This is a genomic window from Hymenobacter sp. (genome assembly GCF_036388155.1).
Classification (GTDB): domain Bacteria; phylum Bacteroidota; class Bacteroidia; order Cytophagales; family Hymenobacteraceae; genus Hymenobacter.
In genome coordinates this window covers 71494-90717 of sequence record NZ_DASVSI010000070.1, presented here as the reverse complement: position 1 = coordinate 90717, position 19224 = coordinate 71494, and the positions used below count along the sequence as shown (strand labels likewise).

Annotated in this window: 14 protein-coding genes; 7 read left to right on the top strand and 7 right to left on the bottom strand. The window is 62.9% G+C overall.

All coding sequences use genetic code 11. The annotated features are described in order from the left end of the window. Positions 1-49: 49 nt before the first annotated feature. The 4 genes from pyrE to VF629_RS10395 all read right to left on the bottom strand — a co-directional run bounded on the left by pyrE (position 50) and on the right by VF629_RS10395 (position 3979). Positions 50-679, bottom strand: coding sequence for an orotate phosphoribosyltransferase (pyrE, locus tag VF629_RS10410; protein ID WP_331058416.1), 630 nt, complete (start codon positions 677-679; stop codon positions 50-52). A gap of 51 nt (positions 680-730) precedes the next feature. Continuing rightward, the gene (gene pyrF / locus VF629_RS10405; protein WP_331058415.1) at positions 731-1510 is read right to left on the bottom strand and encodes an orotidine-5'-phosphate decarboxylase; all 780 of its coding nucleotides are present in this window, start codon (positions 1508-1510) and stop codon (positions 731-733) included. Positions 1511-1559: 49 nt separating this feature from the next. After that, entirely contained in the window at positions 1560-2375 is an 816-nt protein-coding gene (locus VF629_RS10400; RefSeq protein ID WP_331058414.1) for a hypothetical protein, read from the bottom strand. A 722-nt stretch (positions 2376-3097) separates the two neighbouring features. Further along, entirely contained in the window at positions 3098-3979 is an 882-nt protein-coding gene (locus VF629_RS10395) for a DNA/RNA non-specific endonuclease (protein ID WP_331058413.1), read from the bottom strand. A gap of 275 nt (positions 3980-4254) precedes the next feature. Between VF629_RS10395 and VF629_RS10390 the strand changes: the two genes are divergently transcribed. After that, positions 4255-5862, top strand: a complete 1608-nt coding sequence (locus VF629_RS10390; protein WP_331058412.1) for a hypothetical protein — start codon at positions 4255-4257, stop codon at positions 5860-5862. Positions 5863-5956: 94 nt separating this feature from the next. Here VF629_RS10390 and VF629_RS10385 read toward each other — a convergent pair whose 3' ends face one another. Continuing rightward, the gene (locus tag VF629_RS10385) at positions 5957-7963 is read right to left on the bottom strand and encodes a T9SS type A sorting domain-containing protein (RefSeq protein WP_331058411.1); all 2007 of its coding nucleotides are present in this window, start codon (positions 7961-7963) and stop codon (positions 5957-5959) included. 632 nt (positions 7964-8595) lie between these two features. Between VF629_RS10385 and VF629_RS10380 the strand changes: the two genes are divergently transcribed. The 3 genes from VF629_RS10380 (at position 8596) to VF629_RS10370 (ending at position 13984) form a co-directional block, all read left to right on the top strand. Continuing rightward, entirely contained in the window at positions 8596-9954 is a 1359-nt protein-coding gene (locus tag VF629_RS10380; RefSeq protein ID WP_331058410.1) for a sigma-54 dependent transcriptional regulator, read from the top strand. A gap of 74 nt (positions 9955-10028) precedes the next feature. Further along, positions 10029-12899, top strand: coding sequence for a PAS domain S-box protein (locus VF629_RS10375; RefSeq protein WP_331058409.1), 2871 nt, complete (start codon positions 10029-10031; stop codon positions 12897-12899). 11 nt (positions 12900-12910) lie between these two features. Beyond that, positions 12911-13984, top strand: coding sequence for an NAD(P)/FAD-dependent oxidoreductase (locus tag VF629_RS10370; protein ID WP_331058408.1), 1074 nt, complete (start codon positions 12911-12913; stop codon positions 13982-13984). 279 nt (positions 13985-14263) lie between these two features. Here VF629_RS10370 and VF629_RS10365 read toward each other — a convergent pair whose 3' ends face one another. Then, complete coding sequence (locus tag VF629_RS10365; RefSeq protein WP_331058407.1) at positions 14264-14650, bottom strand: T9SS type A sorting domain-containing protein; 387 nt, start codon at positions 14648-14650, stop codon at positions 14264-14266. A gap of 174 nt (positions 14651-14824) precedes the next feature. Here VF629_RS10365 and VF629_RS10360 point away from each other — a divergent pair, with 174 nt between their 5' ends. From VF629_RS10360 to VF629_RS10350, 3 genes are all read left to right on the top strand, one after another. Continuing rightward, positions 14825-15943, top strand: coding sequence for an NAD(P)/FAD-dependent oxidoreductase (locus VF629_RS10360; RefSeq protein ID WP_331058406.1), 1119 nt, complete (start codon positions 14825-14827; stop codon positions 15941-15943). A 236-nt stretch (positions 15944-16179) separates the two neighbouring features. Next, positions 16180-17349 (top strand): type III polyketide synthase, encoded by a 1170-nt coding sequence (locus VF629_RS10355; protein ID WP_331058405.1) that lies wholly within the window; start codon positions 16180-16182, stop codon positions 17347-17349. Positions 17350-17359: 10 nt separating this feature from the next. After that, positions 17360-18067, top strand: coding sequence for a methyltransferase domain-containing protein (locus tag VF629_RS10350; protein WP_331058404.1), 708 nt, complete (start codon positions 17360-17362; stop codon positions 18065-18067). Here the strand turns inward: VF629_RS10350 and VF629_RS10345 are convergent. Further along, positions 18064-18969, bottom strand: a complete 906-nt coding sequence (locus VF629_RS10345; protein WP_331058423.1) for a histone deacetylase — start codon at positions 18967-18969, stop codon at positions 18064-18066. The two genes, VF629_RS10350 and VF629_RS10345, sit on opposite strands and share 4 nt — an antisense overlap. Between the last annotated feature and the right edge of the window lie 255 nt (positions 18970-19224).

The window sequence follows — 19224 nt, the reverse complement described above, 5'->3', positions numbered from 1 at the left end:
AGCATGACGACCTTTTTTCCTTTTTTAAACAGTCTCAAACACACAAAACTTAAAACGCTTTTTCCGGCCGGCTGCCGGGCTTCACCACCGGCACGCCGGCGGCGCACAGGGGGCAGCTCTCTGGTGCAAAGGTCGCCGCTTGCACCGAAAGGAGCGCAAAATGCGGGAAGTCCAGGCCACCTTTTCCGCCGGTGCGGTCAATCAGCGACGCCACGGCCAGCACCTCGGCGCCCATTTCGCGCAGCACGCGAGCCACTTCCAGCGTGCTTTTGCCGGTGGTTACTACGTCTTCGGCAATGATAATTCTTTCGCCCGGCGTTACCGTGAAACCGCGCCGCAGGGTCATCTGCCCGTCCGCGTCGCGCTCCGTGAAAATGCCGGGCACGCCCAGCTGCCGGGCCAGCTCGTAGCCAATCACCACGCCGCCCATGGCCGGGCCCACCACGGTGTCCGGCTGCAAGCCGGCCGCCTGGATTTGTCCCGCCAACGCAGCCGCAGCCGGCGCGGCTAAATCGGGCCGGCGCAGGAAGCGGGCGCACTGCACGTAGGTATCGGAGTGCAGGCCCGACGACAGGCGGAAGTGCCCGCGCAACAGGGCTTCTTCCTGCCGCAGCTGCTGCTCCAGCAGCTCGGCGTCGAGGGCAATGGGGGAAAGGGTGGTTGAGGGAGTTGAGGTCATTGGTTGCAGAGAATCTAAAACGCAAAAAGCCGCGGTGAAGCGGCTTTTTCGTCAGGCATGTTGCGGGCTCGTCACGGCCCGGTATTGGTTGATTTCTTCTTTCAATTCGCGCGCCGCAGCGCCCGCGTCTTTCGCCTGCCAGATGCCCCGCGAGGAATTTATCAGCAGGCCGCTGCCGTCAGCGCGGAGGCCGGCGCGGAGCGTGGACGACAAGTCGCCGCCCTGCGCGCCGATGCCCGGCACCAGGAACCATTGTTCCGGGCAGGCGGCGCGGAGCTTGGCCACGGTGGCCGGCTCGGTAGCGCCCACCACGAGGCCCACGGTGGATTCGGTCAGTTCCTCATCCATCAGGCGGGCCAGGCGGGCGGCCCAGTCGCTGATAGAGCCCCCGCGGGTCATGGCCGCGTCTTGCAGGCCGTGCTGGGGCTTGTTGGAGGTCTTGGCGAGGGAGAAAACCACCTTGCCGGGCCGCGCGAACGGCCGGATGGTGTCGTCGCCCATGTAGGGGTTCACGGTCACGCCGTCGGCACCCACGATGTCGTAGGCGAAGCGGGCGTACTGCTCGGCGGTGTTGGCGATGTCGCCGAATTTGCCGTCCAGAATAACGGGAATGTCTTTCGGGATGCTGCGCACTGTTTGTTGGAGCAGGGCCACTCCGTTTTCACGACTCAGAAAGAACGCCAAGTTGGGTTTGAAGGCCGCGGCGTGGGCGGCGGTTTCGGTAATTACTTCTTGGATGCGCTGGGCCACGGCGGCATCGTCGCCCGTGGGGTCCAAGCCCACGCACAGCAGGGAATTGACGGTTTGAACACGGGTGATGAGCTTTTGCATAGCAGCAGGGCCGTTTGTGGGAATTTTGCGAGGGAAGCGTGAAGGGCAGTTATCGAGTAGCCGGGGCGGTGTGGGCCACCTCGGCCGCCAGCCGCGCCGTGAGGCCCGGCGACAGCCATTCGCCACTGGCCACTTGCACGGCCTGGGCGCCTACGCGCAGGTAGTCCTGCACGTCGCGGAGGGTGAAAATACCGCCCGTTCCAAAGATGGGAAGCTGCAGTTTTTCATCGTTGGCTAACTCCCACACGCAGCGCAGCGCCAGCGGCCGGAGCGCCTCGCCGGAAAGGCCACCCACCAGCGGCGCATCATTTGGGTTGGCCGGCAGGTGCAGCACTTTAAGCGTATTGGTGGCCGCCAAAGCAGTAGCGCCGCCTTCCTGCGCGCCCAGGGCCAGTCCCCGGATGTGGTCAGGCCACGGCGGCAGCTTCACAATCACGGCGGCATCGTCGCGCATTTCGTTGCGCACGGCCTCGGTGGCTTCGCGCACATAGCGGGCCGTTATGTCCGGGCCTGCCCCCGAATGCGGCGCGGTGATGTAGACTTCCACGCCGGCCAGTTGCTCGCCGGCCTCGCGCTGCAGGTAGCGCGCAATCTTGCGGAAGCCCGGCACGCCCGGCGCAGTGATGCTCACAAACACCGGCACGCCGAAGCGGCGCAGGCGCGGCAGGTGCTCCTGCACCAGCAGTTCGGCCCCTTCAATGCGGAGGTCGGTGCGGTTGAGCAGGGTTTGGTCGGCTACTTGCAGGATGCCCTCGTCGCCGGGCAGGCCCGGGCGGGGCTCCATGGTCACGGTTTTGGTGAAAATCGCGCCCAGGTGCTCGTAGCCTTCCCCGGCAAGGTCCCAGGGAGCGGTTGCTAAGCACACGGAATTTTGTAACGTAATGGCGCCGAGTTTCATAGCTTTTTCTTTGGTAACAAAAACGAATTATCACCCGCACCTAACCGGGGTCAGATGCGGGTGATATTCGGCTGGCGCACCAGCTTTTGGTTTCTTTAAATTACGTTTTCGCGGTTAATCAAGAACGACACGCAGTCGTGAATGCCGGTCTTGCCGAGGATGAATTGGGCTTCTCTTGTGGAGGCTAAAATGGAGTTAACACTAACTGAGGCAACTGAACCGAATGGACATAAAAAAACCGTTTCGAATCACGAAACGGCGCCGGGGCAACAACCAGAAAAAACGAACTGAAAACCGGAAAAACCCACGTAGAACAAGACCTTCTGGTCTCGCTGCGGGGCGTTGTTCGGCGTCCCGCACTTCATCAATTGGTTATTGGGGTGAAGCACGGTGCAAAATTACGGAATCATTTCGCCGAGCAAATTCCCGGTAATGTTAAGTTTTTATTGAGCTCTTTTTCGAAGAATTTTTCAAGCTGTTTTTTGTGCGATTGGAAATAGATAGCCGGGATTTTGGCCTCGTATGCACTTGGAAATCTTTTTTCAACAGAATTTTGCGCTTGCGCTACACCTGGGTAAGTCAGTAACTTTGACTCTTTGCTCCGCTCCCGAAGCACTCACTTCCAGTGGACATGAAAAAGCCCGTGATACTCGCTTGAGTACCACGGGCTTTTTTACTGAATTGCCATGCTAGTTGGTCGGGCCATTGTCGACGCGCGCCTCGATGGTGGCTTGCACCGTGCTGTTCACGGCCGAGAGGATGTTGTAGCCCGTAGCGGCCTCGATGGCGTCTACCGAAGTGCGGTAGCTGCCCCAGGTGCTGGCCAGGGTCTGGTTGTTGGGCGTGTTGATGGCGATGACGCGGGTGGCCGTGGTTACGCGGCTGGCGTCGGAGCTGCCTTCAGGCAGCACCACTACCACTTTCCAGCAGTTGCTGGGCACCGTGATTTTGCCGCCGGCAATGGTGGTGGCGTAGCCGTTCAGGCCGGTGCCGCCGCTGCCGTAGCTACCGCAGATGACGTAGAGCTCGTTGCCTTGGTTAACCAGCGTGCGGCAGTAGTTCTCCAGGCCGGCCCAGGTGCGCTGGTTGTTGTTGGCCGATTGGGGCATCATGTTCGTCATGAGAAACGTGGCCGAGTTGTCGGCCACCGAGCCGGTGCGGTCGGCGCTGGGGCAGTTGTGGCCGCGGTCAAAACCCGAGCCGGTGTAGCTGCTGCTCGTGGCCCGGAACCAGCCGCTGGGCAAGGCTCCGTCGGCGGCGAAGTTATCTTGGCGGGGCGTGCTGCCCAGCCAGGCGCTGCTCAGGTGCCAGCTCACCCAGTTGGGCTTGCCCTTGTCGCGGTGGTAGGAAAGCGCAAACTGCGACTTGCTCAGGAGGTAGTTGGTGTAGTTGGTGCTGCTGCTGGTAGCGCCGCTGGGGTTGCCCATGGCCAAATGGCTGTCGCGGGTGGCGTCCTGGTTCACCACGGCGGCGGTCGGCACGGTCGGGGCGTTTTGCTCGTCTTTCGAACAGGAAACAGCCAAGGCCGTGAGCAGCACCAAGCTGCTAATTCGGGAAAAAGTAAGCTTCATAAGCGGGTGAAAAAGGTTGGATAATGAACGTGAACAGTCGGGGCAAAAGTCGCGCAATGGAATTGCCCCGCTGCTACTGGAAGGTTACGCTACTATTACCACTTCACCTGGCAGGAAATAAATATTTTCTTGGATGTGATACTTCCTTTCGGAATGATATTTGAATGTGTATATATTCAAATATTCAAGCAGTTACCTGGCCTTCCGCCCGCGTCAATTTTGAGATGGGCGCCACTCGTTTTGTTGCCATTTTTCACTTATCCCTTTCTTCTCTTATGCCCCGACTTCTACGTTTTTCACTTCTGTTGGCCGCGGTTGGGCTGGTCTTTGCCGGACCTGCTGCGGCCACCCATTTGCAGGGCGGCGACCTTACCTATGCTTCGCTGGGCAACAACCGTTACCGGGTGACCCTGCACTTGTACCGCGACTGCTCGGGCATCGTGCCTGGCACGTTTACTTTAGAAGGCCGTAATGGCAGTTGCAACAGCGCGCCTTCCGTCTCGGCGGTGCTTACGCTGGTAGGCACCCCGGTGGCGGCGCGTCAGTACTGCGCCACCTTGTCGGGGGCTTGCAACAGCGGCCTGACCAACAGCGAAATGTATACTTATGCGGCCGACATAACGCTGCCGCCAGCCGCGCGGTGGGTGCTGAGCACGTCACAAAACGCCCGGCCAAACACCACCAATTTGGCCACTTCGGGCGATTTGTACCTCGAGGCCACCCTCAATAATCTTGTGCCGGCTGCGGGCACCACGGGCCAAGTGTTGGTCAACACCTCGCCCGTGGTCAGCGCTTTGCCAGCCTTTTTTGTGCCAGTGCACCAAATGACTACGCTGAGTAACAGCGGCTATGACGCCGACGGCGACTCGCTGTCCTATTCTCTGGAGACGCCTTTGCTGGCCTGCAATATGCCCGTTTCCTACACCGCCTATCCTCAGACCAACCCCACGGTCATCACGACCAACCCGTTGTGCGTTTTCCAGGGGCCCACTTATTCGGCGTACAGCACCGCACTACCCATTATTGTAGACCACGATACCCTGGGCGCTTGCCCGGCCAGAACCGCGGGCACTCCGCGCTTCAGTTTCGACACCCGCACCGGCGCCCTCACCATGCAGCCGGGCCGCTACCTGCCCACTAACACAACCTTGGGCGACAATAAATACGCCGCAGCGGTAAAAATCAGCGAATACCGCCGCCTCAATGGCAGCTACGTGCTGGTGGGTACGATGCGCCGCGAACTGTACTTTATGGTGTACGATTGCGGCACCAACCTGATGCCGCGCTTCGCCCCAGCAGCCACGGTGGAAGTGGGCACGCGCAGCACCGTGCAGCCCACGGGCCAAATCATCACGACGCTGCCCGGTGAGCCGGTGTCGGTGGTGGTGACTGCTACCGATGCCAACGCCACGCAGGTGCCAATCTTCACCTTGGATTACAGCTCCGGCACGGCCACCACGCTGCTGAACCTGGGCGCCGGGCGGGCGCGGGTTACGTTCACCCCATCCCTCACCATGCCTGACGGCCTCTACCGCGTGGCCGTGACCGCCGAAGACGACGCCTGCCCCATCAAAGGGCTCGACTCGCAGGTACTGACGTTCCGGGTGCGGCGCACGGCGCTGGCGGCGCGGCCCAGCACCGCGCTACGGGTCGCGGCCTTCCCCAATCCTTTCACCGACCACGTCCGGTTTCAGCTGGCAGCCGCGGGCGTGCAAACGCTGACCATCTGCGACTACCTGGGCCGGACCGTGGCCACCGTGCGCAGCCAAGCCGATGGTTCGGTGCGCTGGCTGCCCGCCGCTGGGCTACCCACTGGCCTCTACTTGGCCCGCGGGGCCCAGGGCACGCAGCCCGTGCGCCTGTTGCGTCAAGCCGCCCGCTAATGCCAGTGGCACTTGCAGATTGCCAATCATAGAAAAGCCCCGCTGGCAATGCCAGCGGGGCTTTTGTTAACGCTTTGCAGAATGGAAAGGTGAATTAGCGGTTTCCAATCACCAAGCGCTGGGTAGCTAGTTGCTGGCCAGCCGCGTCGCGCAGCACCATGTGGTAGAGGCCCGAGGCCAGGGTGGGCAACTGCAAGCCAGCAGCAGCGGCCGTCACCGGCTGGCGGCTCACCAGCTGGCCCAGCTGCGAGAAGGTTTCCACCACGCCGCCGGTAGCGGGCAGGTTGAGGCAGCGCACTTTCACGATTTGGGCATCGGGGGCGGGGTTGGGATACACTTCCATTTCGGGAGCTACCACGGCCAGCTTGCCCACGGCCACGGAAATCATGGGCGAGAAAACGGTGGTGCCGTCCACGTCCACTTGGCGCAAGCGGTAGTAGAGCACGCTTACGCCTTGGGCCGCGGCTTCGGCGTCGCGCAGCTTGTAAGCGAGGGCAGCGGAGCTGTTGCCGGCGGCGTTCACGCGGCCCACGACCTGGAAAGCGGCATCACGGCCGATGGAACGCTCGACAACGAAGTGGCTGCTGTTCTTCTCCGAAGAAGTAGCCCAGGTCAGGTCGGTACCGCCGTTGGCCCACTTGCCGCCGAAGGCCGAAAGCGTAACGGGCAGGGGCACAATGCGGGTGGGCAAGCTGCCGCTGCGGTCGTCGGCGAAAGCGTAGTGAATGGGGAAGCTGGAGAGGAGCGACAAGCCCGAGGCAACCGTCAGCTCAACCTTGGCGAAGGGGCGGGTGGTGAGGAAGGAGATTTCCTGCTGGCCATTGGGCAGTAAGGTCAAGGAGAGCAAGGAGGCACCCGAAGCGCTTTCTATCACATTGCCGGCGGCGTCGCGGGTGGTGATGGTCATTTGGCTGAGCACGGCCAGGTCGAGCAGGCCCGTGCCGCTGCCAATGACCATGCCTGCGCGGTTGCCGGGCACGCCGGGGGCGTTGAGGTCCAGGGTAAGGGAGGTGGTCGCAAACGCGACCGTGGGCAGGTTCATGGTGGCCGTGGTGTTGGGGTTGTTGTCGGCGGCCCCGGCGGGGTTGGTCACGCCGCAGTCCCGGCCGAGTACGGGCACGCAAATGCCGGTTTGCTCCGTCTTGTAAGTACCGGTGGCCGGGGTTGCGCCAAAGTCCGACAGGGCGCGGGTGGTGCCTTGGAAAGCCTTGGGCTCTACGCCAAAGCCGTAGTACAGCTCCAGGTTGTCGAGAGCGCTGAGGAGGCCCACGCGCTCAATACGCACTTCGTCGAAAGGCAGCGTGGTGGGGAAGCTTACCTGCGACTTGCCATCGGGCAGGGCCCGTAGTTCGAGGATGCCCGCGCCGGTGGCCGACTCGCCAGTAGCCACGCCGTTGCGGTAAGTGCTCACGCGCAGGCCCGACAGCAGGCTCGCGTCGAGCAGGCCGTCGTTGCCAATCACGAAACCGGCGTAGTAACCGCCGGGAGCGGGCAGGCCCGTGGCCAGCTTCACCGACAAAGCCGAGGGGCACGACACTGTGGCCAAGCTGTTGAACTGGGCAAAGTTGCCAAGGTTGCCATCTACCGCGTTCTGGGGGTCGGTCACCCCGGCATTGGCGCACACGCTCACCACGCCAGCGTGCGAAGTGCCCGAGCCGTAGTAGGGGGCCAAGTCATTGCCGGTTGCGGCAAACTGCGAGAGCACGCCCTTGGCTTGGGTCTGAATCAGCGAAGGCACGGCGTAGGCGTAGTGCACGTTCAACTTGTAAGAGACAGCCGCCACGCCCCCAATTTCCAGCTGAATAGCCGTGAAAGGCAGGTTGGCCACAAACTCCAGTTGGGTGGGCCGCCCGTCGCTCTCCAGCAAGGCCTTTGCCACGGCCGCCGATACCGTTTCGGTTTCCTGTTTGGTGCTACCGTTGTACGTAACGAGCCGAATGATGCCGAGGCCATTCAGGTTCACCACGTTTTTGTTGCTGGCCACGTTACTCACCACCACACCGGCCCGGTCGCCTTTTATGCCCGCGCCCGCCAAGGCCATCCGAATGGTTTCCACCGAAAGCAGCCCAATGGCCGAGTTCATCGTAGCATAGTCGTCCAAGCTGGCACTGCCCGCATTGCCCGGATTCAACACCCCGTTTTCGCCATCCTGAACTTGAACCTTAATGCCAAGCGGAGTTGTGATTTCGATGTATCTAGGTGAATAAGGAGTATAATTGGTAACCGCTGCTGGGCCGCCGTTGGAATAGTGCGGAGTACCAACGACCGCATTGGCGTTTAGGGATAGTAAAATAGCGGCTATCAGCCCCACCCAAAACCGAGCGTATGAAATGGAAGTATTAATAAGAGTAAAGACTTGCATGGCGAGCGAGGAAAAAAATAATTGGGGAGTTGGCACAGTGCCACCTTTTTAAGTGCAATTCCGCGGCCAAGTGCTTGCCAAATCACTCACTCTTTCATAATCAATTACATAGCTTTTGATGGAAGTCAAATTCGAGTTTCATTTTGGGAATTTATTCCTAAAGAGGGAATTATAAAATTTCTTCACGTCAATCCAACCTCAAATTCTTTTCGTATGTGCCTCATTTTGGCAGCTTTTTTACATTAATCCACCCATCGCAACGTATTTTTGTAATATAATTTTTCTAATAGGAAAAGACTGACCATTGCCCAGTTTACTCCCAAGCCCGCTGACTTGGCTTGTTTGGGGTATTTCACCCGACTACCTGCCCTATGACACCTGCTCTACCTTTTAAAATTTTTGTGGTTGAGGACAACGAGTGGTACGGCGAACTGCTGGTGCACCGCCTGGGCCAGAACCCCGACCACAGCGTGCAGCGCTTTGCCACGGCCAAGGCCTGCGTCGACAACTTGAGCGAGAAACCGGATTTTATTACCCTCGATTACTCCCTGCCCGACGCCAAGGGCGAGCTAGTACTACGCCAGATTAAAGAGCGCCTGGCGGGCACCGAAGTAGTCGTGATTTCGGGCCAGGAGGACGTGAGCACCGCCGTGAGCATGCTGCGCCAGGGCGCCTACGACTACTTGGTGAAAGACGAGAACACGCTGGACCGCCTCTGGAACATTGTGGGCAAAGTGGAGCAGCAAGTGCGCCTGCGCCGCGAAAACAGCCAGCTGCGGCAGCAAATCGGGGCGCGCTACGGCCCGGGCCAGGCCATTTTGGGCGAGCACGCCTCCATTCAATTAGTCCATACCCTCATTGCCAAAGCCGCGCGCACCACCATCACGGTGAGCGTGAGCGGCGAAACCGGCACCGGCAAAGAGCTGGTGGCCAAAGCCATTCACTTCCAGTCGAGCCGGGCGGCGCAGCCGTTTGTGGCCGTCAACATGGCCGCCATTCCGCGCGAGCTGGTGGAGAGCGAATTGTTCGGCCACGAGAAGGGAGCCTTCACGGGCGCGGTGGCGCGCCGCGTGGGCCGGCTGGAAGAAGCCAACGGCGGCACGCTTTTCCTGGATGAAATTGCCGACCTCGACCTCAGCCTGCAAGCCAAGCTCCTGCGCGTGCTCCAGGAACGGGAAGTGACCCGGGTGGGCGGCAGCCAGCGCGTGCCGTTCGACGTGCGCCTGATTGTGGCCACGCACCGCGACCTGCTGGCCGAGGTGCAGGGCGGCCGCTTCCGCGAAGACCTCTACTATCGGCTGCTGGGCTTGCCCATTGCGCTGCCGCCGCTGCGCCAGCGCGGGGCCGACGTGCTGCTGCTGGCCGAGGTGTTTGTGCGGGAGTTTTGCCAGCTGAACAACTTGCCGGCCCGCCAGCTCTCCGACGCCGCGCGCCAACGGCTGCGCGAGCACTCGTTTCCCGGCAACGTGCGCGAGCTCAAAGCCGTGGTTGAACTGGCCACCGTGCTGGCCGACGGCGACGTAATCGACGCCGACGATTTGCCCTTGCGCACGGGCCGCACCGGGCCGGCGGCCAGCAGTCAGCTTTCGCTGCGCGACCAAACCACGGCCATCGTGCAAAACTGCCTCGACGAAATGGGCGGCGACGTGCTGGCCGTGGCGGCCCGGCTGCGCATCGGCAAGTCCACCATCTACCGCATGATACAGCAGCAGGAGCTACACGTTGGGTAACCGACCGTCGCGCTACGTTATATTGGCTGCTCCTGTCGCGCTTACCAACCGCCGTTCTTCCTCGTCTGCTCCCGATGATGCGCCGTTTTTGCTCTCCCCGTTTTGCCCGTAAGGCGGCTGTGCCAGCCGCGCAGCGGGCAACGCACGCTAGCACAAGTACTCCGCTGCTGGCCGGGAAACCCGCGTCGCCGTTTGAAGCCGGGCTGGTTGATAAGGTGCCGCTCATCCTGTTTAGCTACACCCTGCAACAGCGCAAGCTGCTGCACTGCAACCGGCACTGCCAAACCGTGCTGGGCTACACCAGCCAGGAGTTGGTGGACTTGGGGCCGGCGCTCGGCCTAAAAATCCTTCACCCCGATTCGTTGGCGCAGCTGCAAGCGGGCAACGTCCCGGCGCGGCTGCGCGAAAATCAGTCCCTGACCTGGGACTGCCGCCTGCGCCATCGCGACGGCAACTGGCGGTGGCTGCGCATTCGCATGCGCGCCAGTTCCCTTGGCCCCCACGGCCAGGTGCGCGAAATCACGGGCAGCGCCGAAGACGTGACCCGCCACCGCGCCGCGGTAGACGAATTGCGGCATCAACGGCACCTGCTGCGCCAGGTAGTGGACCTGGTGCCCAACCTTATTTACATCTACGACCTGTGCGACGAGCGCAACACGTATTCGAATCCCCGCGTTGAGGCGCTGCTGGGGTACACCTGCGAGGAGTTGCGGGCCTTTCCCAAGGGGTCGCTGCTGCCCCACGTAGTGCCCGAGCGACTGCGGGAGCTGCAGGCCCATCTTGCCGAGGTAGCGTTGCTGCCCGACAACAAATCGTTGGCCACGGAATTCGTCGTGCACCACCGCGACGGCTCGCTGCGCTGGCTGCGCGCCTCCCACAGCCCGTTTGCCCGCGGCGCCAACGGCCAAGTGACCAGCGTGATTGGCGTGGCCGAAGACGTGACCGAGCGGCGGCTGGCCGACGAGCACGGCCGGGCCGCCACGGCGCGGCTGTCGGAACAGCACCGCTTGTTTCGGCAGGTCATCGACGCCCTGCCCCACCCGGTGTACCTAAAAGACGGCAACGGCAACTACCTGCTGGCCAACCGGGCCATGGCGGCCCTTTTTGGGATGACGCCCGACGAATTGGTGAGCTACGGCGTGGCCAACGTTTCGCCCACCGCCACCGGCGACACCGCCCGCTACGTCAGCCAAGACCAGCAGGTGCTGGCCACCGGGCAGGACCTCACCCTGGAGGAATCGTACACCTACCCCGACGGCAAGGTATCGTGGTTCAGCAGCGCCAAGCGCCTGTTTGTGCGCGCCGACGGCACCCCACAGGTACTGGGCGTGGACAGCAACATCACCGAGCTGAAGCTGACTCAGCAAGCCTTGGAGGAAGCCATTGGCGAAGCCGAAGTGGATGCCCAAGCCAAGCAGGACTTCCTGGCCAACATGAGCCACGAAATCCGCACGCCGTTGCACGGCATTCTGGGCCTGACCGGGGTGCTGTCGAAAACCACCCTCAGCCGCAGTCAGCACGACTACCTGCGTTTGTTGGGCGAGTCGGCCGAGCACTTGCTCAACGTGCTGAACGACGTGCTAACCACGGCGCGCCTCGGCGCGGGCAAGCTGCGGCCCGAGGCGTCCCCCTTCAGCCCCGACGAATTGCTGATGGGCTGCGCGGCGTTGCTGCGGCCCCGCGCCCGCGAAAAAGGCCTGCGCCTGCGCGTAGACAAGCCCGTGGACTTGCCCGCCGTGCTCGGCGACGCCCACCGGCTGCGGCAGGTGCTGCTCAACCTGGTGAGCAACGCCATCAAGTTCACCGAGACGGGCCAGGTGCGGCTGCGCTGCCGGGTCATCGCGCCGCCTCCCAAGAGCGCGGCCGATGCCGTGTGCCTGCAGTTTATGGTGAGCGACACGGGCGTGGGCATTGCCGCCGAAACCCTGGACAAGGTATTCGAGCCTTTCACCCAAGCCGCCGCCAGCACCGACCGGCAATACGGCGGCTCGGGCCTGGGACTGAGCATTTCGAAAGGCCTGGTTGAGCTGCTGGGCGGCACGCTGCGCGTGAGCAGTGAAGTAGGCCGGGGCAGCACCTTTGCCTTCACCCTCCCCTTCCGGGCTGTGCCCGAAGCGGCGCCGGCGCCCCCAGCATCCCCCAGCCCGGCAACCTTGGCCCCCGAAGCGGGGCGCATTTTGCTGGTGGAAGACAACTTGGTGAACAGCCTACTGGCCGAAACCGTATTGCGCAACTGGGGCTGGCAAGTGACCACCGCCGCCAGCGGGCTAGCCGCCATCCAGCTGTTCGAGCACCGCCGATTCGACCTGGTGTTGATGGACATTCAAATGCCGGGCATGGACGGCGAAACGGCCGCGCAAGCCCTGCGCGAACACCCCGACCCCATCCGGTCCAGCACGCCCATCATTGCCCTCACCGCCCGCGCCCAGGCCGGCGAGTCCGAACGGCTCCAAGCGGCGGGTTTTGCGGGCTACCTCGCCAAGCCTTACCGCGAAGAGCAACTCCTCGAAATCATGCACACGGTGCTGGCCACTCACAACCAACTACACGCCGAAGCCACCCCGTCTCACTTCTCTGCTCTTACTATGTCTTCTGCAAAACCCATCTACGACCTCAGCAACGTGCGCCAGTTGGTGCGCCAGGATGAAACCATTGTGCGGCGCCTGGCGTGGGCGTTCATCGAAACCACGCCCGCCATCCTCACCGCGCTGGACGAGGCCCTCACCCGCGCCGACTGGGAGGCCGTGGGCGACGCCGCGCACCACCTCAAAAGCTCGCTCGACGGCCTCGGGGTCGAGAGCCTGCGGCACGTCATCCGAGAAATAGAGGCGTACGGCAGCAACCCGCCAACGCCGGAGCACGCGGCCCAGCAGGTCACGCGGGTGCGCACCACCACCGAGCAGGTGATGGCTGACCTGCGCCTTGAGTTTCCGGAGCAGCACTAGTCCCTGGTTGCATGAGCCCCACCCTTGCCCCTTCCGTCATTCGCACCAACACGGTGGTAGTGGGCGCGGGGCAGGCGGGGCTGGCCGCGGCGTACTACCTGCAGCAGCGCGGGGTTGATTTTCGGCTGCTGGACGCAGCGGCGGCTGGCGCGGCGTGGGCGGGCCGCTACGAGTCGCTGCGGCTGTTTTCGCCTGCCTGGGTGAGCGGGTTGCCGGGGCGGCCCTGGCCCGGCAACCCGCTGCACTACCCTACCCGCGACGAAACCACGGCCTACCTGCGGGATTACGCCGCCCATTTCGGCTTTCCGCTCGACCTCCACCAGCGCGTGACGCGGGTAGGGGCTGCGCCGGAGCAGGCGGGCTATGAAATAAGCACCGACTCCGGCCGCACGTACTTGGCCCGGCGAGTCATTATTGCAACGGGGCCTTACACCGCTCCCCGCGTGCCCGCCTGGGCCGGGCGCCTGCCCGCCGCCACGGCCCAACTGCACAGCCGCGACTACCGCCGGCCCAGTCAGGTGCCGGGCTCGGGGCCGGTGGGCGTGGTGGGCAGCGGCAATTCGGCCCTGCAAGTAGCGGCCGACCTTGCGGCCACTGGCCGGCCGGTGGTGGTGGCCTTCGATGAAAAAACCGCGGCCCTGCCCAACAACCAGTTGATGTGGCTTTTTTTGGTGCTCACCGGGCTTTTGCGAGTTCCGCGCCACACCGCGCTGGGGCGCCGGCTCAGTCGCCGCCCCGACCCCGTGGTGAGCGGCGACTTGGCCAAGCTGCGGCAGTTCTCCAACGTCACGTTCATTGGCCGGGCCGAAGCGGCGTTGCCGTCCGGAGCCATTCAGGGGCAGAAAGGCGTTTCGCCACCGCTGGAGGGCGTGGTGTGGGCCACCGGCTACCAGCCCGATTACGGCTGGGTTGACCTGCCGGTATTTGAGCCAAATGGGGCGCCGCGTCACCGCCGCGGGCTTACCGAAGTGCCCGGCATTGCCTTCCTGGGCCTGAATTGGTTGGATACCCGGCGCTCGGCGCTGCTGCACGGAGCTGGCCCCGACGCGAAGCGGGTAGTGGGTGAATTGCTAAAAATGCCTTAATCTTGTTGAAACCCGCCGGAGACTTTCGGGGTTGAGTATAGCAGAGGCAGCTCCCGGAACGGACCTGTTTGTCATCCACTAGAATTCCCTTAGCCTTATGTTTATCTTCATGCTTGGCCTGCTAGTGGCCACCGCCCTCCTCGCGCTCAACACGGTTTCCAACGTTAAAGAGATGCTGGTTCCCGTGCCGGTACGGGTGAAGTAGCCAACCCCCGGTTGGTCATAAAAAAAGCAGCCCCCGGGCTGCTTTTTTGTTTTCAGGCAAGTGCGCAATCTGCGTTAGCGGATGACCAGCTTGGTCATTTGGCTGGTGTTATCGGCGTCGAGGCGCACGTAATACAGGCCGTTGGCAAATTTGCTCAGGTCGAGCATTTTGGTATACCGGTCGTTCATTTCCGTGAGTGTTTCGCGGTACATCACCGAGCCGATGACGTTCGAAATGCTCAGTTCCACCTTCTTTCCTTGCAGGTTGTTGATGGTGAGGTGCACAATGCCGGTGCTGGGGTTCGGATAAACGAGCAGGGTCTTATCGTCGCCGGGCTTGGTTTGCTGGCCAAGCCGGGGCGTGGGCGCAGCCGAAGCGGCGGGCATCGGGCGCAGCAACGGCCCCGCGCAGACGCTGAGGCCAACGCACAGGAGCAGCGGTAAGAGTAAGCGTTGCATCATAGTAATAATTAGTGGGCAGCAGAACAAGCGCGGGGCGCTAAGACTTAACGGTGGGAATTTGATTTAGTTGGCAAAGATACGGCACTCAACCCAGTAGGCCTACTGGAATATACAGAAACCTCGATGGATTACGGTATTTTAGCTGCCATGGTTCTCGTTTTACCGACCAATTAAGTGGATATTTTATTGATTGGCGGTGGCTTAGCCGGACTGGCGGCGGCCCTGGACCTAGCCGGCCGCGGCTACCAGGTGACGGTGGTGGAGCGCAAGCACTATCCTTTTCACAAAGTGTGCGGCGAGTACGTGAGCAACGAGGTGCTGCCCTACCTGCGCCGCCTGCAGGCCGACCCCGCCCAACTGGCGCCGGCGGCCATCACGCAGTTCCTGCTTTCGTCGCCGGGCGGCCGCACCCTCGCCTCGCCCCTCGACTTGGGCGGCTTCGGGGTGAGCCGCTACGCGCTGGACGATTTTCTCTACCAGCAGGCAGTGGCGCGCGGCGTGGTGTTTCATCTGAAAAGCACGGTGACGGACGTGGCCTTTGAGCCGAGAGCCAACCAGCACCGGGTTACGCTGGCCGATGGCCGCACGCTGAGCGCCCGCGTGGTGCTGGGCACCTACGGCAAGCGCGCCAACCTCGACCGGCAGCTGCAACGGGGCTTTTTCGCCCGGCGCTCGCCCTACCTGGGGGTAAAATACCACCTGCGCCTGCCCGGCTTTCCGCGCGACGTCATTGCCCTGCACAACTTTGCCGACGGCTACGCAGGCATCTCGGCCATTGAGGGCGACAAGCTGTGTTTTTGCTACCTCACCACCCGCGACAACCTGCGCCAGCACGGCACCATTGCGGCCATGGAGCACGCGGTCCTGATGCAGAACCCGCACCTGCGGGAGATTCTGGACGCGGCGGAAGTGCTCTACCCCCAGCCCGAAGTCATCAACGAGATATCGTTTGCGCCCAAGCAGCCGGTGGAACAGCACATTCTGATGTGCGGCGATGCCGCCGGGCTCATCACGCCGCTGTGCGGCAACGGCATGGCCATGGCCCTGCACGGCGCCGCGCTGGCGGCCGAGGCCACGCACGGGTTTCTGAGCGACAAAAACTCGCGGGCGACGATGGAGAGCGCCTATTCCCGGAATTGGAATGCCCAGTTTGGCGCCCGGCTGCGGGTGGGGCGGGCAGTGCAGCGCCTCTTCGGCGGGCCGGTGCTGAGCGAAGCCGTGGTGGCAACGCTGCGCCACTGGCCGGGTGCAGTTCGCACCTTGATGCGCCAGACGCACGGCCAGCCATTCTGATAATGCGAGGCCTGGCAAGTGCCGGCTGGGCTGCTTGGTCGGCGCTCAGAAGGTTGGCTACGGTTGGGGTTTGGCCGGAAACGCCAGAATCTTGTTGCCCTTATTTTATCTAAGCAAAGCGCAAAACCGTTTGTTGTACCGTAAGTAAAGCGGCCCATGTGCGGGCCATCCTGTACATTCAGCGGCCCAGCCACCATTTCATCGCCCCTTTTCAACCCCCGAAACGCCTTCCCGGAATGCCGAGTTATTTAGGTGCCATCGGCACTGCCAACCCCGTTCATCGCATTGCCCAGCCGCAAATTGCCGACTTCATGGCCCAGGCCTTGGCATTTGGTGACAGCGACACGCGCAAGCTGCGGGCCCTCTACCGGGTCTCGGGGATTGACCACCGTTATTCCGTGCTTGCTGATTATGGCCGGGCCAACGGCGACTACACCTTCTTCCCGAACACGCCCGATTTGGAGCCTTTCCCCAGCGTGGGGCAGCGCATGGCCGCGTACCGGCGCGAGGCCCTGCCGCTGGCCACCGAAGCCGTGCACAACTGCCTGCGCCAGGTACCGGACGTGGCGCCCGCCAGCATTACGCACCTCATCACGGTGAGCTGCACGGGCATGTACGCGCCGGGGCTGGACATTGAGCTGGTGCAGGCCCTGGGCCTGCGGGCCGACGTGCGCCGCACCTGCGTGAACTTCATGGGCTGCTACGCCGCCGTGAACGCCGTGAAGCTGGCCGACGCCTTCTGCCTGGCCGATGCCCACGCCCGCGTGCTGATTGTGAGCGTGGAACTGTGCACGCTGCATTTCCAGAAAAGCCGCGAGGAAGACCACCTCGTGAGCAACGCGCTGTTTGGCGATGGCGCGGCGGCATGCCTGGTGCAGGCCGAGCCGCTGCCCAACGGCGCGCCCAGCCTGGCCCTGCAAGCGTTTCACTGCGGACTGGAGCCCGACGGGCACGACGACATGGCGTGGCACATCAACGACTTTGGGTTTGAAATGACCTTGTCGAGCTACGTGCCGAAGCTGATTCAGCGGGGCATTCGCAAGCTCACCGATGGGCTGCTGGACAGCCTGCCCGTGCAGTTGGCCGACATCCGGCATTTTGCCATCCACCCCGGAGGCCGCAAGATTCTGGAAACCATTGAAGCCGAACTGGGTCTGACCCGCGCCGACAACCGCCACGCCTACCGCGTGCTGCGCGAGTACGGCAACATGTCGTCGGCCACGGTGCTGTTTGTGCTGCGCGACGTGCTGGCCCACGCCACCGCGGCCGACCACGGCGCGCCGGTGCTCAGCTTCGCCTTCGGGCCGGGCCTTACCATGGAAGCCATGCTGCTGGAAGTGGTGCACGCAGCCGGAGCACCGGCCGTGGCCGCCACGGCCGACCAAGAGTCGGAAGTTCTCGCCTAATTTCCTGCATGTGGACTTCACCGAGCGCGCTTCCGGCCCTGAGTTGATGGACGACCTGACGCTGGCCACCGACGCCCTGCGCCAGAACCTCGACGAGCTGGAAACCATCAACACCTGGCTGGGGGGCTACCAGCCGGTGCTTGATGCCCTGCGCCGGTTGCGGCCGCGGTTTCCGCAGGGGCGCCCGTTGCGCCTCGCCGATTTGGGCAGCGGCGGCGGCGACACCCTGCGCCACGTGGCCAGCTGGGCCCGCCGGCACCAAGTGGCCGTGGCATTGACGGGCATCGACGCCAACCAGTTCATGCTGGACTACGCCACCGTCAAAAGCCAGAACTACCCGGAAATAGCCTACCGAAAATTCGACATTTTCTCCCCCGAATTTCAAGCGGAGCCCTACGACGTGCTCACGTGCAGCCTGTTCTGCCACCATTTCACCGACGACGAATTGGTAACGCTGCTGCAGCAATGGCACCAACAAGCGCGCGTGGCGGTGGTCATCAACGACTTGCATCGGCACTGGCTGGCCTACCACAGCATTAAGTGGCTGACGCGGCTGCTGGGCGGCTCTTACTTGGTGAAACACGACGCGCCTCTATCAGTAGCACGGGCCTTTCGGCGAGCCGACTGGGTGGCGCTGCTGGCCCGGGCGGGCATCGAGCGCTACGAGCTGCGCTGGCGCTGGGCCTTCCGCTGGCAGGTGATTATTACCGCTAGCTAGCTGAATAGTTTGGCTGCTGTCCGGAAGGTGTTGGCGTGGGCTTCCACGATGTCGGCGATGCGCTCGGAGTAGCCGCCGCCCATGCACACCACCACGGGCAAGCGATGGCGCTGGCACAGGCCCAGCACCAGCTCGTCGCGCTGCCGGCAGCCTTCGCGCGTGAGGGCGAGGTGACCGAGCTTGTCGGTGGCCAGCACGTCGACGCCGGCCAGGTAGAACACGAAATCGGGTTGCACGTCGTCGAGCAGGCGGGGCAGGGTTTCGGCCAGCAGCTTCAGGTAGGTTGCGTCGTCGGTGCCATCGGGCAGGGGCAGGTCGAGGTCGGAGGCTTCTTTGCGGGCGGGGTAGTTGCGGGCCCCGTGCATGGAAAACGTGAACACCCGCGGCTCGTGCTGAAAAATGGCGGCCGTGCCATTGCCCTGGTGCACGTCGAGGTCGACGATGAGCACCTTGGCAACCCCCGGGGCGTGCGCCAGCAGCCACGCCGCCGCCGCGGCCTGGTCGTTGAGCAGGCAAAACCCTTCGCCCCGCGCCCGAAACGCGTGGTGCGTGCCCCCGGCAATGTTAAATGCCACGCCGTGCTGCAGCGCCAGCCGGGCGGCTTCGATGGTGCCGCCCAGGATGGTGATTTCGCGCTCGAACAATGCCTGCGACCACGGGAAGCCCGTGGCCCGCTCCTCTTGCCGCGTGAGCTGGCCCAGCCGCAGCCGCTCGTAGTAGTCGGCGTCGTGCACCAGCAAAACATCGGCAACGGGGGGTGGCGCGGCCACAAAAAAATCGGCGGCGGTGGCCGTGCCTTCGCGGAGTAGCTGCTCGGGCAACAGCTCGTACTTCAGCATCGGGAAGCGGTGGCCGTCGGGCAGCGGGTGGGCGTAGGAAGGCGCAAAGGCAATGGGCAGCATCATGCGACAACAAAGTAACGGCGCAGCAGGGCGGCTGCCTGCCGAGTCAGTGCCCATGTTCCACCCGGTGAATTGCCCGGTGTGGTATTATTTAATTAATTTTTATACACCGTGGAGCTTGACATTGTGAGTGCCGTGTTGCTTCTTGCCAAGGAGAGTTCGAACACCAGCTGCTGGCAAAGCTGAGGAAACCCCAGAGACATCAAAAAAAGCCCCTGCCTTACACGGTCGGGGCTTTTTTCACCAAGGACGTCA